The 19,458-nt window shown below is 54.3% G+C and carries 20 protein-coding genes; 11 read left to right on the top strand and 9 right to left on the bottom strand.

Features of this window, described 5'->3' with window-relative positions; genetic code table 11:
* The first annotated feature begins 6 nt into the window (after nt 1-6).
* A complete protein-coding gene (locus tag ACMGGU_RS09035; RefSeq protein ID WP_395299265.1) occupies nt 7-1,632 on the top strand; it encodes an alpha-amylase family protein in 1,626 nt (541 codons plus the stop codon).
* Here ACMGGU_RS09035 and ACMGGU_RS09030 read toward each other — a convergent pair whose 3' ends face one another.
* The 4 genes from ACMGGU_RS09030 to ACMGGU_RS09015 are packed head-to-tail and all read right to left on the bottom strand — an operon-like array spanning nt 1,633 to nt 4,126.
* Nucleotides 1,633-2,619 carry an SDR family oxidoreductase gene (locus ACMGGU_RS09030; RefSeq protein WP_196364597.1) on the bottom strand — a complete coding sequence of 329 codons (987 nt, stop codon included), beginning with the start codon at nt 2,617-2,619 and terminating at the stop codon, nt 1,633-1,635.
* 17 nt (nt 2,620-2,636) lie between these two features.
* On the bottom strand, nt 2,637-3,155 hold the full coding sequence (locus ACMGGU_RS09025) for a 2-oxo-tetronate isomerase (RefSeq protein ID WP_420300453.1): 519 nt from the start codon (nt 3,153-3,155) through the stop codon (nt 2,637-2,639).
* A gap of 11 nt (nt 3,156-3,166) precedes the next feature.
* Nucleotides 3,167-3,613, bottom strand: a complete 447-nt coding sequence (locus ACMGGU_RS09020; protein WP_008502280.1) for a DUF421 domain-containing protein — start codon at nt 3,611-3,613, stop codon at nt 3,167-3,169.
* A gap of 9 nt (nt 3,614-3,622) precedes the next feature.
* Nucleotides 3,623-4,126 carry a hypothetical protein gene (locus ACMGGU_RS09015; protein ID WP_420300452.1) on the bottom strand — a complete coding sequence of 168 codons (504 nt, stop codon included), beginning with the start codon at nt 4,124-4,126 and terminating at the stop codon, nt 3,623-3,625.
* A 138-nt stretch (nt 4,127-4,264) separates the two neighbouring features.
* Here ACMGGU_RS09015 and ACMGGU_RS09010 point away from each other — a divergent pair, with 138 nt between their 5' ends.
* The 4 genes from ACMGGU_RS09010 (at nt 4,265) to ACMGGU_RS08995 (ending at nt 9,345) form a co-directional block, all read left to right on the top strand.
* Nucleotides 4,265-4,654, top strand: a complete 390-nt coding sequence (locus ACMGGU_RS09010; protein ID WP_045910503.1) for a YdeI family stress tolerance OB fold protein — start codon at nt 4,265-4,267, stop codon at nt 4,652-4,654.
* 64 nt (nt 4,655-4,718) lie between these two features.
* Nucleotides 4,719-5,603, top strand: a complete 885-nt coding sequence (locus ACMGGU_RS09005) for an SDR family oxidoreductase (RefSeq protein ID WP_045910502.1) — start codon at nt 4,719-4,721, stop codon at nt 5,601-5,603.
* A gap of 181 nt (nt 5,604-5,784) precedes the next feature.
* Nucleotides 5,785-6,708, top strand: a complete 924-nt coding sequence (locus ACMGGU_RS09000) for a LysR substrate-binding domain-containing protein (RefSeq protein ID WP_045910501.1) — start codon at nt 5,785-5,787, stop codon at nt 6,706-6,708.
* A gap of 255 nt (nt 6,709-6,963) precedes the next feature.
* On the top strand, nt 6,964-9,345 hold the full coding sequence (locus ACMGGU_RS08995) for a glucose/quinate/shikimate family membrane-bound PQQ-dependent dehydrogenase (RefSeq protein WP_420300451.1): 2,382 nt from the start codon (nt 6,964-6,966) through the stop codon (nt 9,343-9,345).
* 89 nt (nt 9,346-9,434) lie between these two features.
* Here ACMGGU_RS08995 and ACMGGU_RS08990 read toward each other — a convergent pair whose 3' ends face one another.
* The 3 genes from ACMGGU_RS08990 to ACMGGU_RS08980 all read right to left on the bottom strand — a co-directional run bounded on the left by ACMGGU_RS08990 (nt 9,435) and on the right by ACMGGU_RS08980 (nt 12,712).
* Entirely contained in the window at nt 9,435-11,126 is a 1,692-nt protein-coding gene (locus tag ACMGGU_RS08990) for a methyl-accepting chemotaxis protein (protein WP_061715184.1), read from the bottom strand.
* Nucleotides 11,127-11,286: 160 nt separating this feature from the next.
* Nucleotides 11,287-12,405 carry an S-(hydroxymethyl)glutathione dehydrogenase/class III alcohol dehydrogenase gene (locus ACMGGU_RS08985; RefSeq protein ID WP_021242543.1) on the bottom strand — a complete coding sequence of 373 codons (1,119 nt, stop codon included), beginning with the start codon at nt 12,403-12,405 and terminating at the stop codon, nt 11,287-11,289.
* 31 nt (nt 12,406-12,436) lie between these two features.
* Entirely contained in the window at nt 12,437-12,712 is a 276-nt protein-coding gene (locus ACMGGU_RS08980) for a metal/formaldehyde-sensitive transcriptional repressor (RefSeq protein WP_008502288.1), read from the bottom strand.
* A 200-nt stretch (nt 12,713-12,912) separates the two neighbouring features.
* Between ACMGGU_RS08980 and ACMGGU_RS08975 the strand changes: the two genes are divergently transcribed.
* Together ACMGGU_RS08975 and ACMGGU_RS08970 are read left to right on the top strand one after the other, a co-directional pair.
* Nucleotides 12,913-13,536, top strand: coding sequence for a hypothetical protein (locus tag ACMGGU_RS08975; protein ID WP_420300450.1), 624 nt, complete (start codon nt 12,913-12,915; stop codon nt 13,534-13,536).
* A complete protein-coding gene (locus ACMGGU_RS08970) occupies nt 13,533-14,030 on the top strand; it encodes a surface-adhesin E family protein (RefSeq protein WP_420300449.1) in 498 nt (165 codons plus the stop codon). Before ACMGGU_RS08975 ends, ACMGGU_RS08970 begins: the two co-directional genes overlap by 4 nt.
* A gap of 83 nt (nt 14,031-14,113) precedes the next feature.
* Here the strand turns inward: ACMGGU_RS08970 and ACMGGU_RS08965 are convergent, their stop codons facing one another.
* A complete protein-coding gene (locus ACMGGU_RS08965) occupies nt 14,114-15,043 on the bottom strand; it encodes a LysR family transcriptional regulator (RefSeq protein WP_420300448.1) in 930 nt (309 codons plus the stop codon).
* Between the two features lie 90 nt (nt 15,044-15,133).
* Between ACMGGU_RS08965 and ACMGGU_RS08960 the strand changes: the two genes are divergently transcribed.
* From ACMGGU_RS08960 to ACMGGU_RS08950, 3 genes are all read left to right on the top strand, one after another.
* Nucleotides 15,134-15,610, top strand: a complete 477-nt coding sequence (locus ACMGGU_RS08960) for a GNAT family N-acetyltransferase (protein WP_420300447.1) — start codon at nt 15,134-15,136, stop codon at nt 15,608-15,610.
* A gap of 124 nt (nt 15,611-15,734) precedes the next feature.
* Nucleotides 15,735-16,403, top strand: a complete 669-nt coding sequence (locus ACMGGU_RS08955) for an epoxyqueuosine reductase QueH (protein ID WP_063621585.1) — start codon at nt 15,735-15,737, stop codon at nt 16,401-16,403.
* 119 nt (nt 16,404-16,522) lie between these two features.
* Nucleotides 16,523-16,795 carry a DUF883 family protein gene (locus ACMGGU_RS08950; protein ID WP_045910495.1) on the top strand — a complete coding sequence of 91 codons (273 nt, stop codon included), beginning with the start codon at nt 16,523-16,525 and terminating at the stop codon, nt 16,793-16,795.
* A 31-nt stretch (nt 16,796-16,826) separates the two neighbouring features.
* Here ACMGGU_RS08950 and ACMGGU_RS08945 read toward each other — a convergent pair whose 3' ends face one another.
* Entirely contained in the window at nt 16,827-18,290 is a 1,464-nt protein-coding gene (locus ACMGGU_RS08945; protein ID WP_048030546.1) for an EAL domain-containing protein, read from the bottom strand.
* Between the two features lie 276 nt (nt 18,291-18,566).
* Here ACMGGU_RS08945 and ACMGGU_RS08940 point away from each other — a divergent pair, with 276 nt between their 5' ends.
* On the top strand, nt 18,567-19,451 hold the full coding sequence (locus tag ACMGGU_RS08940; protein ID WP_262801723.1) for a MarR family transcriptional regulator: 885 nt from the start codon (nt 18,567-18,569) through the stop codon (nt 19,449-19,451).
* Nucleotides 19,452-19,458: the final 7 nt, after the last annotated feature.

The raw sequence follows: 19,458 nt of genomic DNA, 5'->3' as shown, positions 1-19,458 counted from the left end.
AACGCTATGACGGACTGGCATACACGGGCCATTATTTACCAGATTGATACCGCGCTCTTTTATGATTTGAACGGCGATGGCTGCGGGGACATCGCCGGGATAGCGGCCAAGCTGCGCTACATTCGCCGGATGGGGGCGACGGTTATCTGGATCACCCCGTTTTACCTCACGCCCTTTCTCGATGAAGGCTATGACGTCAGCGACCATCTCCAGGTGGACCCCCGCTTCGGAAAACTGGCCGATATCATCGCCCTTATCGAACAGGCCCGCGAGCTGGGCATGCAGGTCATTATTGAGCTGCTGATCCAGCACACCTCCGACGCGCACCCCTGGTTCCAGCAGGCCCGCCGTAACCCGGCGTCACCCTACCGGGATTACTACCTCTGGTCAGATACTGACGAGGACGATACGCCCCCGATGTTTCCCGGCGTGGAGGAGAGCATCTGGAGCTGGGACGACGAGGCGGGACAATACTACCGGCACATGTTCTATCGCCACGAACCGGACCTGAACCTGACCTCACCCGCGGTGCTAAAAGAGATTGAGAACATCATCCTCTTCTGGCTCAAGCTGGGCGTATCGGGGTTCCGCCTGGATGCCGCCTCGCACCTGACCACGCAGGCGGGAAATGGTGATGAAAAAAAGGGTCTGTGGATCCTCGAGCATATGCGCCGTCTTATTGAGGAGCATAATCCGGAGGCGATCCTGCTGGGTGAAGTGGACGTCGAGGTGGAGGCCTATCAGGACTACTTTGGCAATAATGACCGCCTGAATCTGGTGCTCAATTTCTGGCTCAACAAGTATTTTTACGTCAGCCTGGCCCGAAAAAGCGCCCGCCCGCTGCGCAACGCGGTGAAGAAGATGATCGTCCCGCCCGATTCATGCTGTTTTGCCAACTGGCTGCGCAATCACGACGAACTGGATCTGGAGGGCATCAGCCAGAAAGACAAACAGTTTGTCCTCGATACCTTCGCCCCTGACGACGAGATGAACGTCTACCAGCGCGGGATCCGCCGTCGCCTGGCCCCGATGCTCAACGGCGATCTGAAGCGGCTGGCGTTCTGCCACGCGGTACTTTTTTCCCTGCCTGGCGTTCCGGTGATGCGCTATGGCGATGAGATCGGCATGGGGGATGACCTCGAACTGGAGGAGCGCTACGCCGTCCGCACGCCGATGCAGTGGGCGGGATCGCAAGGCGGCGGTTTTTCGGCAGCCGACCCGGAAAAATTTATCGCGCCGATTATCGACCGCGGCCCTTATCGCTATCAGAAAATCAACGTCGCCGATTCGCTGCTCCACCGCAACTCGCTTCTGCACCGGATCATTGATATCACCAATACCCGCTCGGAGTTCCCCGAAATCGCCGTTGCGCCCTTTCGGCTCCTCACGATCGATAGTGACGCGGTGCTGGGGATCTATTACGAGACCGAAGAACGCAGCATCCTGACCTTTGTTAACTTCAGCGACCAGCCGGTACGGTTCACCGTCAAGGGGATCCGCAACGCCACCTGGACCGCCTGTCTTGCGGACAAACGCTACGATGACGCGCTGGTTTGCGGTAAAACCGTCGAGCTCAGCCTTGGCGGCTACGGCTATCGCTGGTTCTGGACGCACCGCAGCGCGCTGCGCTGATTACGGTTTCCGGCGGGTGAGCAAACGCGTTAATACAATCCCCGCCAACGCCAGCCCCCCTAACGCCACTTTGCCCGGCATACCGGAGGTCACGGACGTCGCGCGGGTTTTCGCTTCGTCAGTGAAACGGCCATGGATTCTGTGCAGGTCGTTAACCGGCTGGTCGAGATAATCCCGGCGGTCCGGCGCGTTCAGATCGTCCGTCATCTGACCTTCCCAGGCTTTCTTCACCATCAGCCGGTCCAGAAACCCCGGGAAGAGGAACTGCCCGACAATCGACTGGATGGTGCTGCTGCCTACCCACAGCTCACGCACCGGCTTTTGCGCCACCCTGAAGATGGCGCTGGCGGCGACTTCAGGCTCGAACACCGGCGGTACCGGGCGCATCGCCCACGCGAACTTGTTCCTTGCCCATTCAAACTGCGGCGTGTTAAGCCCCGGCATCTGCACCATCGAAAGCTGAACCCGGCTGTTCTCATGCATCAACTCGGTACGTACCGCGTCGGTAAACCCGCGGATCGCCGCTTTGGCCCCGCAGTAGGCGGACTGCAGGGGAATGGAACGGTAGGCCAGCGCGGACCCTACCTGGATAATCACGCCCCTGTCGCGCGGAACCATAAGCTCGAGCGCCGCGCGGGTACCGTTCACGTAGCCGAGGTACGTCACCTCAGTCACGCGACGAAACTCGTCCGGCGTAAGGGTGCGAAACGGCGCCAGCACAGCCCCCATGGCATTGTTAACCCAGACATCAATCGCGCCGAGGCGATACTCAATGTCGTTAGCCGCGTCCACCACCGCCTGACTGTCGGCGACGTCAGCCTGCACGGCGTGTGCATTTACGCCGAAGCGGCGCAACTCTTCCTGGGTGGAGTGCAGGCTTGCCTCATCGCGGGCGATGAGGCCGACATCGTAACCTGCTTTTGCAAAGTGCAGCGCCGTGGCTTTTCCCACGCCCGCCGTCCCACCGGTAATTACTATGACAGCCATAGAACCTCCACGCGAAATCAACCGTTATGCCCGTCCGACAATGCTGTCACCAGCTCGGCCAGCGAAAAATGCACCGCTTTTTTCACCACGTCCTGACAGTCGCCGGAGAAAAGCACGGTGCGGGTTTGCGTCTCGCCCTGGATGTTCCACGCAAAGCAGACCGTCCCCGCCGCCGTGCCATCGTCGCCCCCTTCCGGGCCAGCATAGCCGCTGATGGCGATACTGATATCCGCCTGGGCGATGTCGCGGATGCTGGCGGCCATCTCGGTCACCGTCTGCTCACTGACGGCGGTATAGCGCGCGAGCGTCTCAGGACGAACGCCGAGGATCCGCCCTTTGGCTTCGTCGCTGAATACGACCAGGCCAACATCATAAAAATCGGCCGTGTTCTCTTCGGCGCAAAGTGCTACCGATAGTTTTCCGCCGGTGCAGGATTCCGCCGTGGTTAAGCGAAGCCCGAGATCGGTTAGTTTGCTCGCCAGTTTTTTCGTCAGTTCACCCACGGTATAATTGTTGTCGTGAAAAAGATTGCTCATCTTTTCGCCTCTTATTTCTCAAAAGGAATGATTGAAATATGTCCATTGCGCTCAAGTATGGCATATTTAATTTGGCTTATTTCGGTAATACCATTATTTTGACGCGCTGACACCAGAATATCATCGCAAGAGACATCGACTTTTTTGAGTTTATCCGCCAGGGGTACGCCGTTTTCCACCAGAATCACAGGAGTGCCGTCAAGAATATTCTCCACCGGGGAAAAATACTTCTTCATAAGGCCAAAAATAATATCCACTACCACCAGGGTGGTAATCGTAATCATCGCACCGGTGACGGAAAAATCTTGTCCGAGAAGCGCCTGCTGCGTAGCTTCACTAATTATCAGGAGCAGAATGAGATCGAAGCTGGTCATCTGTAGCAGCGCACGCCGCCCGGCCACTTTAAATACCACCACGAGGAACAGATAAATCGCCAGCGCACGAAAGACCATATCCATATCAGCCTCCTAGGGGTAAATAAATTGCCAGAGGGTTATCTCCGGCTCGTTGTTTACACGAACGGTCGTGTTCCATTTACCGGCTCTCGAAGGCGTGGTGAAGAGTAACACCGCGAAGCGGTCTGACTTTTTCAGGTTGTTATAGACAAAATAGAGGGTCTTGCCACGGCTGAACATGCTGTCCGGCTGCGGCCAGACGCTGCCAGGCTCGTAAACATCGCTGCCCTCGCTGGCCATACTGAGAACATACTTTCCCTCTGTTCGCACCGGGAACCCCAGCTCCATTCGCGTCTCCGTCTCCCGGCGGCCAAACCGTTCATAGCTTATGGTCAGTGATTTAGCGGAATTGGTTTTAACCGTATCGCTGACCCACCCGCTTGAAAACAGACCGGCAATGGCTGCGATGATAATAGCCAACAGAACAATAAAACCCACCTGACGAAACGCGTATTCAAACGTCAGCAAGCGATAACTCTCATCTATCCCGGGCAACTTTTCATTTTCACGCTTCATGGTCATCGTCACCGTTTCGCTTATTATCCGATAAGTTTGATTTTTCACGCGAATGTTTTTAGGACTTATCACATTTGCCACATAAAGAAATAGCAACAATACTTAATAAGTCAAGACACCCAAAATGAAGGATATCCGATGAAATTATCTCTTATTTCCGCTTTTATGATATTTCTGGTTCCGGCCGCCTTCGCAGATAATAACGGCGGGTTACAAAAAGGTGAAGCTCCGCCGCCACCCCATGCGCTGGATAGCGGATATCGCGGAACCGATGATGCGCGTATTATGACCATCGATCAGGCAAAACAACTGCACGACGGTGCGACCATTTCATTACGCGGTAATCTTATTGATGGTAGCGGCGATAAGTTTGTATTTCAGGATAAAACCGGAAAAATCGACGTTATTATTCCCCAGGCAGTCTTCGACGGCAGAACGGTAAAACCCGACCAGATGATCAGTATCAACGGTTCGCTTGATAAAAAATCATCCCCTGCCGTCGTCCGTGTTGATCGTTTGCAGAAATAATTCAGCGAAGCGTTAACGCTGCAGTTATCCATCAAATCTCACCCCTTGGCTTAAGGAGTCAGCTATGAGTGATACTAAACAACGTACGAACGCTTACCCGCAGCCCCCGTTCCCGGAACAGCCACAAACGCCACCGGGACTGGCATCCGAAATGCAACCCGTACCCGACCACGGGGAAACCAGCTATAAAGGGCACGGCCGCCTGGCGGGCAAAAAAGCGCTGATCACCGGCGGTGACTCGGGTATTGGTCGCGCTGTAGCCATCGCCTATGCCCGCGAAGGCGCGGACGTGGCCATTAACTATCTGCCTGAAGAGGAAAAAGACGCCGCTGAGGTTATCGACCTGATCAAAGCCGAAGGGCGGAATGCCGTCGCGCTACCGGGGGACGTCCGGGACGAAACCTTCTGCCAGAATCTGGTCGAAGAAGCCGTCTCGAAGCTGGGCGGGCTGGATATTCTGATCAACAACGCCGGTCGCCAGCAGTTCCGTGAATCGCTTGAAGAGCTGACCACCGAAGATTTTGACGCGACGTTTAAAACTAACGTGTACGCGCCTTTCTGGATCACGAAGGCGGCTCTGCGGCACCTGAAAGCCTCGTCCGTGATCATTAATACCTCCTCCGTCCAGGCGGTGAAGCCCAGCCCGGTGCTGCTGGACTACGCCCAGACGAAAGCCTGTCTGGCGGTATTTACCAAATCCTTAGCCAAGCAGCTGGGTCCGAAAGGCATTCGCGTCAACGCGGTCGCTCCCGGGCCTTACTGGACGGTGCTTCAGTCCAGCGGCGGCCAGCCGATGGAAAAAGTGAAGGAGTTTGGCGGAGATACGCCGCTGGGACGTCCGGGTCAGCCCGTCGAGATTGCCCCGCTGTACGTCACGCTGGCCTCGGATGAATGTTCATTTACGTCCGGCCAGGTGTGGTGTTCTGACGGCGGTGACGGGGTAATCTAACCGCATAACCCTTTCCCCTCAGCAATGAGCAATAAATGAACAAGGATGTTCGCTCTTATTCCCCTGCCGAAAAACATGTTGTAACTCAAACAGATCAAATGTTAAAAATATTTTGCTATCAGGTTATCAAAATTAAACAACTTAACTTGTCACCCGCATCGCTCTGTTTTTAACATCGCCTATGGAAAAAAATGGTCTGTTCAGTCAGCGCATACGCTTGCGCCATTTGCATACATTTGTGGCCGTCGCTCAACAGGGAACGCTGGGGCGTGCGGCTGAAACTCTTAACCTGAGCCAGCCTGCGCTCTCGAAAACCCTCAACGAGCTGGAACAGCTGACCGGCGCCCGTCTTTTTGACCGCGGTCGGCTGGGCGCGCAGCTTACCATCGTGGGCGAACAGTTCCTTACGCACGCCGTTAAGGTGCTGGATGCGCTCAATACCGCAGGCCAGTCCCTGCATCGAAAAGAAGAGCACAGCAGCGAGGTCGTCCGCGTCGGGGCCCTGCCTACCGCCGCGCTGGGCATTCTTCCGCCGGTGATTGGCCAGTTCCACAAGCAGCAACGGCATACCACGATCCAGGTTGCCACCATGAATAACACCATGCTGCTCGCGGGGCTGAAATCGGGCGAGCTGGATATCGGTATCGGCCGCATGTCCGATCCTGAACTGATGGGGGGTCTCAATTACGAACTGCTGTTCCTGGAATCCCTGAAGCTGGTGGTTCGTCCCGATCACCCTCTGCTGCAGGACACGGTGACGTTAAGCCGCGTGATGGAGTGGCCGGTGGTGGTGTGCCCGAAAGGGACCGTCCCACGTCAGACCGCCGAAACCTTGCTTCAAATGCAGGGGTGTACGCTGCCCTCAGGGTGCATCGAAACGCTGTCGGCCTCGCTTTCACGCCAGCTCACGCTCGACTATGACTACGTCTGGTTCGTTCCCTCCGGGGCGGTAAAAGATGATTTGCGCCAGGGCACGCTGACCGCTCTCCCGGTAACGGCCCCCGGCGCTGGTGAACCTATTGGTATTTTGACCCGGGTAGATACTCCGCTTTCCACAGGCGCGCAGACGCTGCTGAGCGCCATCCGCAAATCAATGCCGGTTTAAAACCTTTTTGCCCCTCCCCCTAACCCTCTCCCCTCAGGGGCGAGGGGGCTGTCCTGTGCGTTAATCAAATAATGCGGAATAAATCATTAACAATTGCGTAAAACAATTTAACAGTTTTATCATAGCGGCGAATTCACCAAATGGTTCGCAAATTATTTGACAGAAACGAATTCACCGGTATTAACCATCAATCCCACCGCATTTATTACCCAACTGGTACATACCCGACACGGCGGGGGATCTAAGGAGACAGAAATGGCATTTGGCAGCGCGCCGCGCGGGATACCTCGTATTCTGCAGTGGCTTCTTGCCGGACTGATGATGCTCATCGGTCTGGCCGTCGGCGGGTTGGGCTTAAAGCTCGCCACCGTAGGCGGAAGTAGTTACTTCCTGATAATGGGCGTGGTAATGGTGATTGCCGCGATCCTGATTTTCCTCAACCGCACCAGCGGGATCCTGCTTTACGGCATCGCGTTTATTGCCTCGCTGTTCTGGGCGGTAAGCGATGCAGGCTGGGATTTCTGGCCGCTCTTCTCCCGCCTGTTTACCTTTGCCGTGCTGGCGTTCCTATGCGCCATCGTCTGGCCCTTCCTGCGCGCAGCAAACCACACTGCCCCGAACAAGGCGCCCGCCTTTGGCGTCGCGGCCCTGCTGGCGGTGGCCATGCTGGTCAGCCTGGGCTGGATGTTTAAGCCGCAAACCCTCGTTGCAGCGAACGAGCCCGTTCCGGTGAAACCCGTTGCACCCGGCGAGCAGCAAAAGAACTGGGAACACTGGGGCAACACCACCCACGGCGACCGTTTCGCCGCGCTGGACCAGATTAACAAGCAAAACGTCAGCTCGCTGAAAGTCGCGTGGGTTGCGCACACCGGCGATATTCCGCAGAGCAACGGCTCGGGTGCGGAAGATCAGAACACGCCTCTGCAGATTGGCGACACGCTGTATGTCTGTACGCCGTACAGTAAAGTGCTGGCGCTGGACGTGGATTCCGGTAAAGAAAAATGGCGTTATGATTCGAAAGCGACCGCGCCGAACTGGCAGCGCTGCCGCGGTCTGGGCTACTTTGAAGATCATGCAAACGTGACGGCGTCACAGACCGGAACATCGCCAGCGGCATGCCCTCGCCGCCTGTTCCTGCCCACCACCGATGCCCGTCTGATTGCCATCAACGCGGATAACGGCAAGGTCTGCGACGACTTTGGCGACCATGGCATCGTGGATCTGAGCGTCGGCATGGGCGAGATCAAGCCCGGATATTATCAGCAAACCTCCACGCCGCTGGTTGCCGGGAACGTTGTCGTCGTCGGCGGTCGCGTCGCGGATAACTACTCTACCGGTGAACCGCCGGGCGTGGTGCGCGCCTACGACGTTCACACCGGTAAACTGGCCTGGGCGTGGGATCCGGGTAATCCGAACCTGACCGGCCTGCCGCCAGAAGGCCAGACCTACACCCGCGGTACGCCGAACGTCTGGTCTGCGATGTCTTACGACGCCAAACTGAACCTGATCTACCTGCCAACCGGCAACGCCACGCCAGACTTCTGGGCGGGCGAGCGTACCGCGCTGGACGATAAGTACAGTTCCTCCATCGTCGCCGTCGACGCGGCCACCGGTCAGGTCCGCTGGCATTTCCAGACCACCCACCACGACCTGTGGGACTTCGACCTGCCTTCCCAGCCGCTGCTGTACGATCTACCTGACGGTAAGGGCGGCACCACGCCGGTGCTGGTGCAGACCAGCAAGCAGGGCATGATCTTCATGCTTAACCGCGAAACCGGCAAGCCGGTGGCGAAGGTAGAGGAACGCCCTGTCCCGGCGGGTAACGTTGAAGGTGAACGCTACTCCCCAACCCAGCCGTACTCCGTTGGCATGCCGATGATTGGCAACCAGAAGCTGACCGAGTCCGACATGTGGGGCGCGACGCCAGTCGACCTGCTGCTGTGCCGCATTCAGTTTAAAGAGATGCGTCATCAGGGCGTCTTTACCCCTCCGGGTCTCGATCGTTCCCTGCAGTTCCCTGGCTCACTCGGCGGGATGAACTGGGGCAGCGTCTCCGTTGACCCGAACAACAGCCTGATGTTCGTCAACGATATGCGCCTGGGTCTGGCGAACTATATGGTGCCGCGCGCGAACGTGGCGAAAAATGCCAGCGGCATCGAGATGGGGATTGTTCCAATGGACGGCACGCCGTTCGGCGCGATGCGTGAACGCTTCCTGTCACCGCTGGGCATTCCGTGCCAGAAGCCGCCGTTTGGCACCATGTCAGCCGTTGACCTGAAAACCGGCAAGTTGGTGTGGCAGGTTCCTGTCGGCACGGTGGAAGATACCGGCCCGCTGGGCATTCGCATGCACATGCCAATCCCAATCGGTATGCCGACCCTGGGCGCGTCGCTCTCTACCCAGTCCGGTCTGCTGTTCTTTGCCGGTACCCAGGATTTCTACCTGCGCGCGTTTGATACCGCCACCGGGAAAGAGATCTGGAAAGACCGCCTGCCGGTTGGCAGCCAGTCCGGCCCGATGACCTACGTGTCGCCGAAAACCGGTAAGCAGTACATCATCATTAACGCCGGTGGCGCCCGCCAGTCGCCGGACCGCGGTGATTACGTTATCGCGTACGCATTACCTGATAAGAAATAAGATGTGAAAAAGGGACCGAAAGGTCCCTTTTTTTTAGGTCAGTTTTTGTAGGTCGGGTAAGCGAAGCGCCACCCGACGCAACACGCCACTCAGAACGTCTCCCAGTTATCCCCGGAAACCGTCGCCGCCGGGCGTAACGGTACGTTCTGCGCCACCGGCGCAGCCGTCACCACGCGGCCCTGCTTTGCGCTATTCAACCGAAACGCGCCAACCGCCTCGGTCAGACGCGCGCCCTGTTCTTCCAGAGACGCCGCCGCCGCGGAGGCTTCTTCCACCAGCGAGGCGTTCTGCTGGGTCACTTTATCCATCTCAGAAATCGCCTGGCTCACCTGCACAATACCGCGGCTCTGCTCATCAGACGCCGCGGCGATCTCCAGCATGATGTCGGTAACGCGTTTCACCGCGTCGACAATCTCATTCATGGTGTTACCGGCGGCCACAACCTCGCCGGAGCCCTGGTCGATCAGCGATACCGATTCGTTGATCAGGCTTTCGATCTCTTTTGCGGCATTCGCACTGCGGCTTGCCAGGGTGCGCACTTCACTTGCCACCACGGCAAATCCGCGCCCTTGTTCACCCGCACGGGCCGCTTCTACCGCCGCGTTAAGCGCCAGGATATTGGTCTGGAAGGCAATGCTGTTAATCACGGCGGTGATTTCAGAGATCTTCTTCGAGCTACTGGAGATATTGCCCATTGTTTTCACCACGCCGGAGACCATCTGGCCGCCGCGGGTGGCTTTGCCGGAAGCATCTTCCGCCAGCTTGCTGGCATGATGGGCGTTATCGGCGTTCTGCTTCACCGTCGCGGTCAGCTGTTCCATGCTCGCGGCGGTTTGCTCGATGGCGGCAGCCTGCTGCTCGGTGCGGGAAGAGAGATCGGTGTTACCGGCTGAAATTTCGCTGGTGCCACGGTAGATTTCCTCTGCCCCCTGACGTACGGTGCCCACGGTGTTTTCAAGCGAGTGCTGCATGGTTTGCAGATCGCGCGTCAGGCGACCAATTTCGCTGCGCCCCGCCACGTCGTCCGGCATCGTCAGGTCGCCCTTAGCGATATTTTCGATACGTTTCGCTGCCCGCTGCAGCGGATTGATTACCGTGCGGCGCAGCACGACAAAGGTCATTGCCGTCAGCACCAGCGCCAGCGCAAACGCGCCCACCATAAACATCAGGCCCAGCTGCGTGCGGCTGTGCGCCTGCGCCGTGAGCGCATTGGCGCGGTCGGTACGGATCTTAATCGCCTTCAGCAGTACGGCGTTATAAGCGTCATCCAGCGGACGCGCCGTTTCGTTTTCGTGATTGATGATCGCTTCGAACATGCCGTTTTTGGCGAATTTCACCATCGGCTGCATGCCAGCGATATAGGCGTCGTAACGCGCCTTGAGATCCGCGTCCAGCGCTGCGCCCTCGGCGGTGCGCACGGCACGATTCATGTAGGCGGTAAAGCTCTCCTGGGACTGCTTAATGCGTGTTTCCGCCTCGCTGATGTTCTGCTTCATGGCGTCCATCTCCGCGATACGGCTTGCCGCACCGGCGTGGATCAGATTGATACGCGCGGTTCGCAGATGGTTTGAGCTGTTCGACAGCCCCATACGCACCTGAATTTCAGCTGTGACATCCTGCTGATCGTTATCGGCCTGCAGCAGGAAATAACCCGCAAGACCCGAGCTCAAGGCAAACAGAAGAATAATGCCACCGAGAATGGAGGAAAACAGCGGAACCAGCCTGATGTGATGCAAGAAGCTCAGCTTGCGCTGCGCCAGCATCGAAGTAGTGTTGTCCATGACCGTCGACTCTCTTGTAGGTAAGATGCGTAAAAACACGCCTGTTAAATAGTCATCGGCACGGCAGAGATTTAGATTACGGCTAAAAACGCCGCACTGGTCACACTTTAGAGAAGATTATTAAAGAAACGCCAGCGGCGAAAAACCGCTGGCAGAAGAGTTACTTGTCGCCGAAATGGATAACGGTACGGATGGATTTTCCTTCGTGCATCAGATCAAACGCCTCGTTGATCTGCTCCAGCGGTAAGCGATGGGTAATGAACGGATCGAGCTGAATCTTGCCGACCATGGCATCTTCAACCATACCCGGAAGCTGGGTACGCCCCTTCACGCCGCCAAACGCGGAACCGCGCCATACGCGCCCGGTGACCAGCTGGAATGGACGGGTTTTAATCTCCTGACCCGCACCGGCCACGCCAATGATGATGCTCTCGCCCCAGCCTTTGTGGCAGCACTCCAGTGCTGAACGCATCACGTTCACGTTGCCGATACACTCAAAGCTGAAGTCCACGCCGCCGTCGGTCATCTCAACAATAACGTCCTGAATCGGCTTCTCGTGATCTTTCGGGTTCACGAAATCGGTCGCGCCCATTTCACCCGCCAGCCTGAATTTCTCCGGGTTAGTGTCGACCGCGATGATACGACCGGCCTTCGCCTGCACCGCGCCCTGAATCACCGCCAGACCAATGCCGCCGAGACCGAACACCGCCACGGTATCGCCCTCTTTGACTTTTGCCGTGTTATGCACCGCGCCAATACCGGTGGTCACGCCGCAGCCCAGCAGGCAGACTTTGTCCAGCGGCGCCTGCGGGTTCACCTTCGCCAGCGAGATCTCCGCGCAAACGGTGTATTCGCTGAAGGTGCTGGTGCCCATGTAGTGATAAACCGGCTCGCCGTTGTAAGAGAAACGGGTCGTCCCGTCCGGCATCAGCCCTTTCCCCTGGGTGGCTCGAACCGCCTGGCAGAGGTTAGTTTTGCCGGATTTACAGAACTTGCATTCGCCGCATTCCGCGGTGTACAGCGGGATCACGTGATCGCCCGGCTTCAGGCTGGTCACGCCTTCGCCCACTTCCACCACAATCCCGCCGCCTTCATGACCGAGCACTGCCGGGAAGACGCCTTCCGGGTCATCGCCCGAGAGCGTAAACGCATCGGTATGGCACACGCCGGTATGGGTGATTTTGATCAGCACTTCGCCTTTCTTCGGCGGTGCCACGTCAATTTCAACGATTTTGAGCGGCTGGCCGGGGCCAAATGCAACTGCAGCGCGAGATTTCATATGCCTTCCCTTTTTTGTCAGGTATGTGGATTTATTTTAGATAAGAGCGCAGTAAATGGCCGACTTCCGCCATGCGTACGGCTCGCTGATCCGGCGTGGTGTCCCCCGCTACCAGCTCATCTTTGAGGTGAATTTCAACCATTTCGCCCATCAGGCCATTGGCAGCCCCGCGCACGGCGGCAATTTGCTGCAGGATGGCCAGGCAGGGGTCGCCCGACTCCAGCGCGCGTTCAAGGGCATCAACCTGACCCCGAATGCGACGGACGCGGGTAAGAATACGTTTTTTATCTTCGGGTGAATGCGGCATACGCCCTCCTGATACTATAGGGGGGTATGGTACCTATTTTGTTACCGCTGTGTAAACCTAAAGATTAGAGGGTTGAGGTTTTGTACAAAACTCGGGGGAGGCATTGAATACGCCAGACAACGAAGCAAAATAAAAAAGCGTAAAGTCTCATCCTGATAAGCCGATAAAAATAGGGTCTTTTTTTAATATAGGGATATTACATGCGTAAACTCATCTCCTCCATTGGGCTCATAGCAGGTATGGCTGTAGCCACACCCGCGGTGCACGCCAGCACGTTGACACAAACGTTGACCCGCTGCGACTCAACCTTTTTCAACGAGATTTATCATCAGCGAGCCAAACTCAGCCGCGTAGCCCCCTTAACGCTCAACAAGCATTCGCAGGCCTGGTTCAAAGCCCCTGAAGACGGCAATCGCACCATCTGGTTTGCTCAACCGCTGCATGAATTAAATCTGACGGTATCGGGATATTACCTGCAAACCAGCAATCTCGATGAAATCAATTACGGTAAGTACTATTACTGGGGACTCATTTTCAAAGAGTCACAAGAAGAAGTGATGTCCAGACTTGATCATTTGTCCTGGAAAAAGGCGGGAGAAGATTATGTTTCTCAGACGATGATTAAAATCAACCCAAACAGTGAGTGGGAAGACAACGCGCAGGCGGTGACAGGTATTGCTCCGGCAAAAGAAAGTACCGAAAAGCTGTTAATGCTCAGCAAAAGCAAAGACGGGACATTATTGCTCTGTACCGTTCAGGGAAATGTAACGCCTGACATGCTGACGACATTACGGCCTGATTTATCCGCAGGGGATGCGAAATGAAAAAGCTAACATGGCTGGTATTACTTATGCTGACAGGTTGTACCGGGACAAGTAAACCCCAGCCCCAGTCTACCCCCAAGCCACCGGCAGGCGTCATAAAAATCCTTGAAGATAAAAGAATTGCTTCGTATATCGATTTTCGGGTGATTTCAACTTATCAGGGTAACGATCACTTACGCCGCTTTTATTTCATCAATAACTACGCCGAGAAGACACTCATTATAAAAAATCCTCCCGTCTACATAGCGAGCTCACGGGCAATCGACGTGATTAACTGCGACAAAAACCAGCGTGCCGTTATGGCGCGAACCTATTTTTCGAAACCGTTCGCGGAAGGCGATGTCGTACATGTGACACAGGATGTGGGACAATGGGAAAGTTATCCGAAAGACTCTCTTTTTGGGACAATAGCGGAAAGCATGTGTAGTATTCCCGTTGAAAAACTCAAGCCAGAGCCAGCGAAAGATAATCGAAAACCGTTACTGGATGAATAAAATCTTCAGGACCTAAGCTTCTATGGACAGACTCGCTCTGCTCAATATTAAAGCGCGGGCTGGGCTGTCCGTTAACAAATAGCCTACCGTCCCCTGACAGCCTGCGCCATCATCTGCAGTTCCTCCTTCAGCCAGCGGGTCGCGCCCCGCTGGCCGCTGCGTTTATGCGAGTAAATTTTCACTTCAAACGTGCGTATCGGAAACGGTAACGCAAAAATCCGGAGATCCGCTGTCTTAATCAGCTTCTCAGCGGCATAGCGGGGGATCGCCATCAGCAGGTCACTTTCCGCTACGATAAACGGTGCGCTGAGCATCGACGGCGTTTTGATCGCGATTTGTCGGGTATAGCCCAATTGCTCAAGCCGCACGTCCAGAACGCCCTGCTTCTCATTCCACGGCGTCACCACCAGGTGCCGTGCCGCGAGATAATCCTCCAGCGTCAGCCGGGTCCGGCTTGCGTTGCTGATGACCACATACTCATCTTCAAACCAGCCGATCTCTTCCAGTTCCGGATGACGGATATCCTCCGGCGTGCTGAAGCCCAGCGCCAGATCCACCTCGCCCGCCAGCAGTTCCGTCAGCGCCGGGCTGTGCGGCAGATAGCGCAATTCAAAGCGTAAACCCGGGGCTGTAAGCTGCAGCCTGTGCATCAGAGCCGGAAAAATGCAAAGCGCGGTAAAGTCCGTTATCGCAATCTGCAGGCTCTCCGTAGTGCTGGCTGCATCAAACTCCGGCTGCGGGGTCAGCTCATGATTCAGGAACGACAGTGCGGAAGCAATCGAAGGCGCGAGCTGAGAAGCATACACGCTGGGGGACATGCGATGCCCTTCACGAAAAAACAGCGGGTCATTCAGGGTGGCGCGCAGGCGCGACAGCGCATGGCTGAGCGCGGATGTGCTCATCGCCAGCTCGTCAGCGGCCAGCCGAACGGAACGGTGGCGGTATATCGCGTCGAAAACGGGCAGCAGGTTTAAATCAAGCCGTCTCAGTATCGGATGCATAATATTCATCATATGTTGATTTCATTGCACTTAATTCTTCGGACAATACGCCGTATGCTTAATGCCATCAATCAGGACACACGCTAAAAAGCAGGAAAAACAATGAGCATCACCCTTCGTCAGGCCCGTCCCGAAGATGCAGCGGCCATTTACGCCATGATTTACGAGCTGGCGGTGTATGAAAAAGCCCCGGAAGAAGTGGTTACCACGCCGGAGGAGATCCGGGAAACGCTCTTTGGCGCAGGTACTAAAACCGAGGCATTGATCGCGGAGTGTGAAGGCAAGATCGCGGGCTATGCCGTGTTCTTCACCAGCTATTCAACCTGGCTCGGACGCAACGGGATTTATATGGAAGATCTGTATGTTTCCCCAGCTTATCGCGGCCTGGGGGCGGGAAAAGCACTGCTGAAACATATCGCCCAGCTCGCCGTACAACGGCAGTGCGGTCGCCTTGAATGGAGCGTGCTGGACTGGAACCAGCCCGCTATAGATTTTTATCTGAGCATTGGCGCGCTGCCGCAGTCCGAATGGGTGCGCTGCCGTCTTGACGGAGAAGCGTTGCTCAAATTTGCCGAATAGCGGCACGCGCTACCCGAGAAGATCCCGCCCCGCGGGATCGCGCTTTCCTGCGTCGATCCCGTCTCAACAGATTCTGAATTTATGCTACCCTTCCATAAATTTCATCAACATAGTGCAGAACGCCATGACGACAGCCCCTTTTATCCGCCCTCAACTCACCCTGCCCAACGGCGCTGACAAACTGCTGCTGCACTCCTGCTGCGCACCCTGCTCGGGTGAAGTGATGGAGGCTATTCAGGCGTCGGGCATTGAGTACACCATTTTCTTCTATAACCCCAATATCCATCCGCAAAAGGAATACCTCATTCGTAAGGAGGAAAATATTCGCTTTGCGGAAAAGCACGGCGTGCCGTTTGTTGATGCCGATTACGACACCGATAACTGGTTTGAGCGCGCGAAAGGCATGGAATGGGAACCCGAGCGCGGCGTCCGCTGCACCATGTGCTTCGATATGCGTTTCGAGCGCACGGCGCTCTATGCGGCAGAAAATGGATTCAGCGTCATCAGCAGCTCGCTGGGGATCTCCCGCTGGAAGAACATGCAGCAAATAAACGACTGCGGCCAGCGTGCGGCCGCGCGCTATCCGGGTATGGTTTACTGGGACTATAACTGGCGCAAACAGGGAGGCTCCTCACGCATGATTGAGATCAGCAAGCGGGAACAGTTTTACCAGCAGGAATATTGCGGGTGCGTTTATTCGCTGAGGGACAGTAACCTGCACCGTAAGTCTCAGGGTCGCCCGCTGATCCGCATCGGGAAACTGTATTACGGTCAGGATGACAATGAGAAATAACGGGTTCCCGGTATAGAGATATATCCGAAAACCGCCCTGTCAGGTGCCGAATTTAGCCTTGCGTCTCCCACATCCGCAAAGAGCGGCTATCCTTTAACTATCAACAAAAGGAGGCAAAAATGTCTGATATCGGTACTGATAAAAACACCCAGTTTGCTGAAGACAAGGCAAAAAATAAATTTGATGAACTTGCAGGTTCAGCGCAGCAGCAGTTTGGTGAATTCGTCGATTCACCAAAACATCAGGTAAAAGGTGCCGCGAAAAAATACGCCGCTCAGGCCAGCGATGCCGTTTCCGACGTCACAGAAGCGGTCAGAAATAATCCCCTCACCGGCCTCATCGCCGCGGGTGCTGTCGGTATTGTTCTCGGCCTGTTGCTGGGTCGAAAATAAACCAGAGCCCTTCGGGGCTTTATTTTTCTTATCAGCTAAATAACCGTACCATGCGGTCTAACTCATCCTCTTTCACGGCACGTGAAAGATAATATCCCTGAAAGTTTTTAACGCCCAGCGCGACGAGTTTCTCGAACTTTTCTTCGCTATCAACCCCTTCTGCAATACAGTCAGTGCCGGTCATGTCGCTATAAATCTGAATCGCTTTTATTAAATTGTAGTCATTGTCATTTGCCACAAAGTGATCGACGATGTCCCGATCCAGTTTGAGTCCATCGAAATGGACCTGGCGCACCGGGAACATGGTTTGATGGTTAGAAAAGCAGTCATCCAGAAATAAACGACACCCCGTCTTACGTAAATGCCGCATGGTTTCAGGGATCCTTTTATCCTTCGTCACGTCAATATCCTCTGCAAATTCAAAGACCAGCTTTTCCGCCCACTGCGGTTTGAGCAGCATATCGATGGCCTTTCGTGCCATATCAGGCAAGGCATTTCCGGATGCCAGACGAGGCGGGATATTCACAGAAAAATAATATTTCCCGTTATACTTATTAATACCTGAAACGGCAGCATGGATGACCAAGGCCGTTATTTGCAGCCATATCTCATGATTGGTAATATCCGTTAAAAAACTGGCAGGCTTGACAATTTTACCGTTTTTATTCCAGCGAATCAGTATTTCAAACCCAACACCTTTTTTATCACGATCGGTAATAATCTGATATGCCGGAAATATTTCGCGATTACGTAGGGCATTAAAAATGTCGGTTTCCTTCTCCGTGAGCCCCGTTTTTTGACGTGGGTGTTTAGCAGGCATTTCTGCTTTAAAATTATGCGGATCGTGTAGCCAACGCTTAATTAAGTGTAATTTAAGCACACCTTCCTTACGGTGGGTATACACCGTTTTATTCGACAACCCCATTCTATCGCACATTTCTTTTACGGACATGCCGCGGTAGAAACTTAATAATACGTCAATTTCTCTTCGTGTTAACCACTTGAGATTTTCTTGCGAGGAAATATCCATGTAGCGTTCGCGTAATGCGCGAGAGCGATCCTTAAAACTTTTGTAATGGGTATGAAAACAGGCTATTACATCAGAAACGCTGGCTACGCGAATCAATGATAGTTGATAGCGGTTATTTAAAAGACTGCCCAGCGTGCGGTACAGCCAGCCATCAGGAATATCACCATACAGGGTGACATGCCGAATAACGGGGAGTGCATTGAGTACCGAGGCCAGTCGCTTCAGGCTTTCCAGGAGGTTGACCACGCCTTTCCCGAGAAACACCACGATATGGGCATCCTGATTTTTAAGGATATTTTCAATATCCTGTTGAGATGCCTCATCTCCGTTAAAGTGGATCCGGGAAGCATGGATTCCGTATTTATTAAGGATCGAACAATATCCCTGGAATGTGAAACCGCAGGCTGAGATGACAAACTTATGTTCATCGCACGCCCCATTTCTGAGAGAAATTTTGTGGGTCATAACCTGCTCCTGGGCACCAAAGCGCCATTTCCATTTGAGTATGCGTAAAATTTATTGCATCTGTTGCGAAGTATAATTTTACAGTAGCACCCAGGGTTAAGAAACTGTTATCAGCCTAATTCACCGGAACATCTTTGCGTTAATCACCCGCGTTTAAATATACTTTTCTTTTCAAATAACCACGGCAAATGTTTTATTCTCAGGGTATAATGAAAATTCCGAAAAAGAAGACTGGATACTTCATCTATCGGCTCATTCAAATACGAGAAAAATGCTATGGATAATCATATCTCATCCAGGGCCTTGCTACATCGAAGGGATGTTATAAAAAACAATCCACGATTCGGTGAGGCAATATTAGAGCACTACACAATTAATGACACCATCTACAAAAAACAACCTTTGTTCTACAAGACAATGCTGCAGGAATCCCGGTTCAACATTATCCTCTCCATGTGTTGTTTTATTTTTGGAAATCAGGCCGAGTCAGTCTCAGAAATTAAAGAGTTATGCTCTCGCTATAAGATAGCCAGCCCTAACAGCGTTATTGCGATCATTACGATACTCAGAACCACCGGGCGCATCAGGACCTGGCGCTGTACGGAAGACAGACGCAAAACGAGAATCGCGCCAACCGAAAAAGGTCTGAATGAACTTAAGCGATATATGTCCGGCGCTTTTTTGCCTGTCAGCATTCTTTACCCAACATTCAATATTAACGTGAACCTGCTGGATAATGATATTTTGAGAAATAACTTCTTCCGCCGTGCGGCAGAATATCTTTTTCGGGGATTAACGTTCAGAAAGGTGTTGCCTGAAGTGGGATTATTTATCGATAAAGATGGCGGACGTATGATTATGCTTTATCTTTACCTGCAGGCTATGAAAAATAAATCTGCCCATGGTGCCGTCATCGACTATTCAGCCAGCACGCTCGCAAAAGAATTTTTTGTATCGCGCATCCACGTCAACCGGATTATCAAATCGGCTCAGGAGGCAGGCTATCTGAAAGATCGGGGTGATGGTCGGCTATCGGTCTATCCGGCGTTTATCGAACTCGTCGAAAATTATGCCGGGTTATATTTTGCGTATGTTACGCATTACATCAACGTTGTTCCTAAAGAGCGACGCCACGCTCACAACGTGACGTCAACTGTATAATCCACCA

Origin of the sequence: Enterobacter sp. BNK-8 (genome assembly GCF_048685095.1) — a bacterium.
GTDB lineage: Bacteria > Pseudomonadota > Gammaproteobacteria > Enterobacterales > Enterobacteriaceae > Enterobacter > Enterobacter quasiroggenkampii.
The sequence above is the reverse complement of the archived record's forward strand: the minus strand, read 5'-3'. Positions and strand labels throughout refer to the sequence as shown.

Excerpts from the sequence above, each read along its gene's own strand:
- ACMGGU_RS08975 (WP_420300450.1), top strand. The coding sequence starts at position 12,913 with ATGCGTAAACTCATCTCCTCCATTGGGCTCATAGCAGGTATGGCTGTA.
- ACMGGU_RS09000 (WP_045910501.1), top strand. The coding sequence starts at position 5,785 with ATGGAAAAAAATGGTCTGTTCAGTCAGCGCATACGCTTGCGCCATTTG.
- ACMGGU_RS08940 (WP_262801723.1), top strand. The coding sequence starts at position 18,567 with ATGGATAATCATATCTCATCCAGGGCCTTGCTACATCGAAGGGATGTT.
- ACMGGU_RS09035 (WP_395299265.1), top strand. The coding sequence starts at position 7 with ATGACGGACTGGCATACACGGGCCATTATTTACCAGATTGATACCGCG.
- ACMGGU_RS08945 (WP_048030546.1), bottom strand. The coding sequence starts at position 18,290 with ATGACCCACAAAATTTCTCTCAGAAATGGGGCGTGCGATGAACATAAG.
- ACMGGU_RS08980 (WP_008502288.1), bottom strand. The coding sequence starts at position 12,712 with ATGCCGCATTCACCCGAAGATAAAAAACGTATTCTTACCCGCGTCCGT.
- ACMGGU_RS08990 (WP_061715184.1), bottom strand. The coding sequence starts at position 11,126 with ATGGACAACACTACTTCGATGCTGGCGCAGCGCAAGCTGAGCTTCTTG.
- ACMGGU_RS09020 (WP_008502280.1), bottom strand. The coding sequence starts at position 3,613 with ATGGATATGGTCTTTCGTGCGCTGGCGATTTATCTGTTCCTCGTGGTG.
- ACMGGU_RS08960 (WP_420300447.1), top strand. The coding sequence starts at position 15,134 with ATGAGCATCACCCTTCGTCAGGCCCGTCCCGAAGATGCAGCGGCCATT.
- ACMGGU_RS09015 (WP_420300452.1), bottom strand. The coding sequence starts at position 4,126 with ATGAAGCGTGAAAATGAAAAGTTGCCCGGGATAGATGAGAGTTATCGC.
- ACMGGU_RS08970 (WP_420300449.1), top strand. The coding sequence starts at position 13,533 with ATGAAAAAGCTAACATGGCTGGTATTACTTATGCTGACAGGTTGTACC.
- ACMGGU_RS08955 (WP_063621585.1), top strand. The coding sequence starts at position 15,735 with ATGACGACAGCCCCTTTTATCCGCCCTCAACTCACCCTGCCCAACGGC.
- ACMGGU_RS09010 (WP_045910503.1), top strand. The coding sequence starts at position 4,265 with ATGAAATTATCTCTTATTTCCGCTTTTATGATATTTCTGGTTCCGGCC.
- ACMGGU_RS08950 (WP_045910495.1), top strand. The coding sequence starts at position 16,523 with ATGTCTGATATCGGTACTGATAAAAACACCCAGTTTGCTGAAGACAAG.
- ACMGGU_RS09030 (WP_196364597.1), bottom strand. The coding sequence starts at position 2,619 with ATGGCTGTCATAGTAATTACCGGTGGGACGGCGGGCGTGGGAAAAGCC.
- ACMGGU_RS09005 (WP_045910502.1), top strand. The coding sequence starts at position 4,719 with ATGAGTGATACTAAACAACGTACGAACGCTTACCCGCAGCCCCCGTTC.
- ACMGGU_RS08965 (WP_420300448.1), bottom strand. The coding sequence starts at position 15,043 with ATGATGAATATTATGCATCCGATACTGAGACGGCTTGATTTAAACCTG.
- ACMGGU_RS08995 (WP_420300451.1), top strand. The coding sequence starts at position 6,964 with ATGGCATTTGGCAGCGCGCCGCGCGGGATACCTCGTATTCTGCAGTGG.
- ACMGGU_RS09025 (WP_420300453.1), bottom strand. The coding sequence starts at position 3,155 with ATGAGCAATCTTTTTCACGACAACAATTATACCGTGGGTGAACTGACG.
- ACMGGU_RS08985 (WP_021242543.1), bottom strand. The coding sequence starts at position 12,405 with ATGAAATCTCGCGCTGCAGTTGCATTTGGCCCCGGCCAGCCGCTCAAA.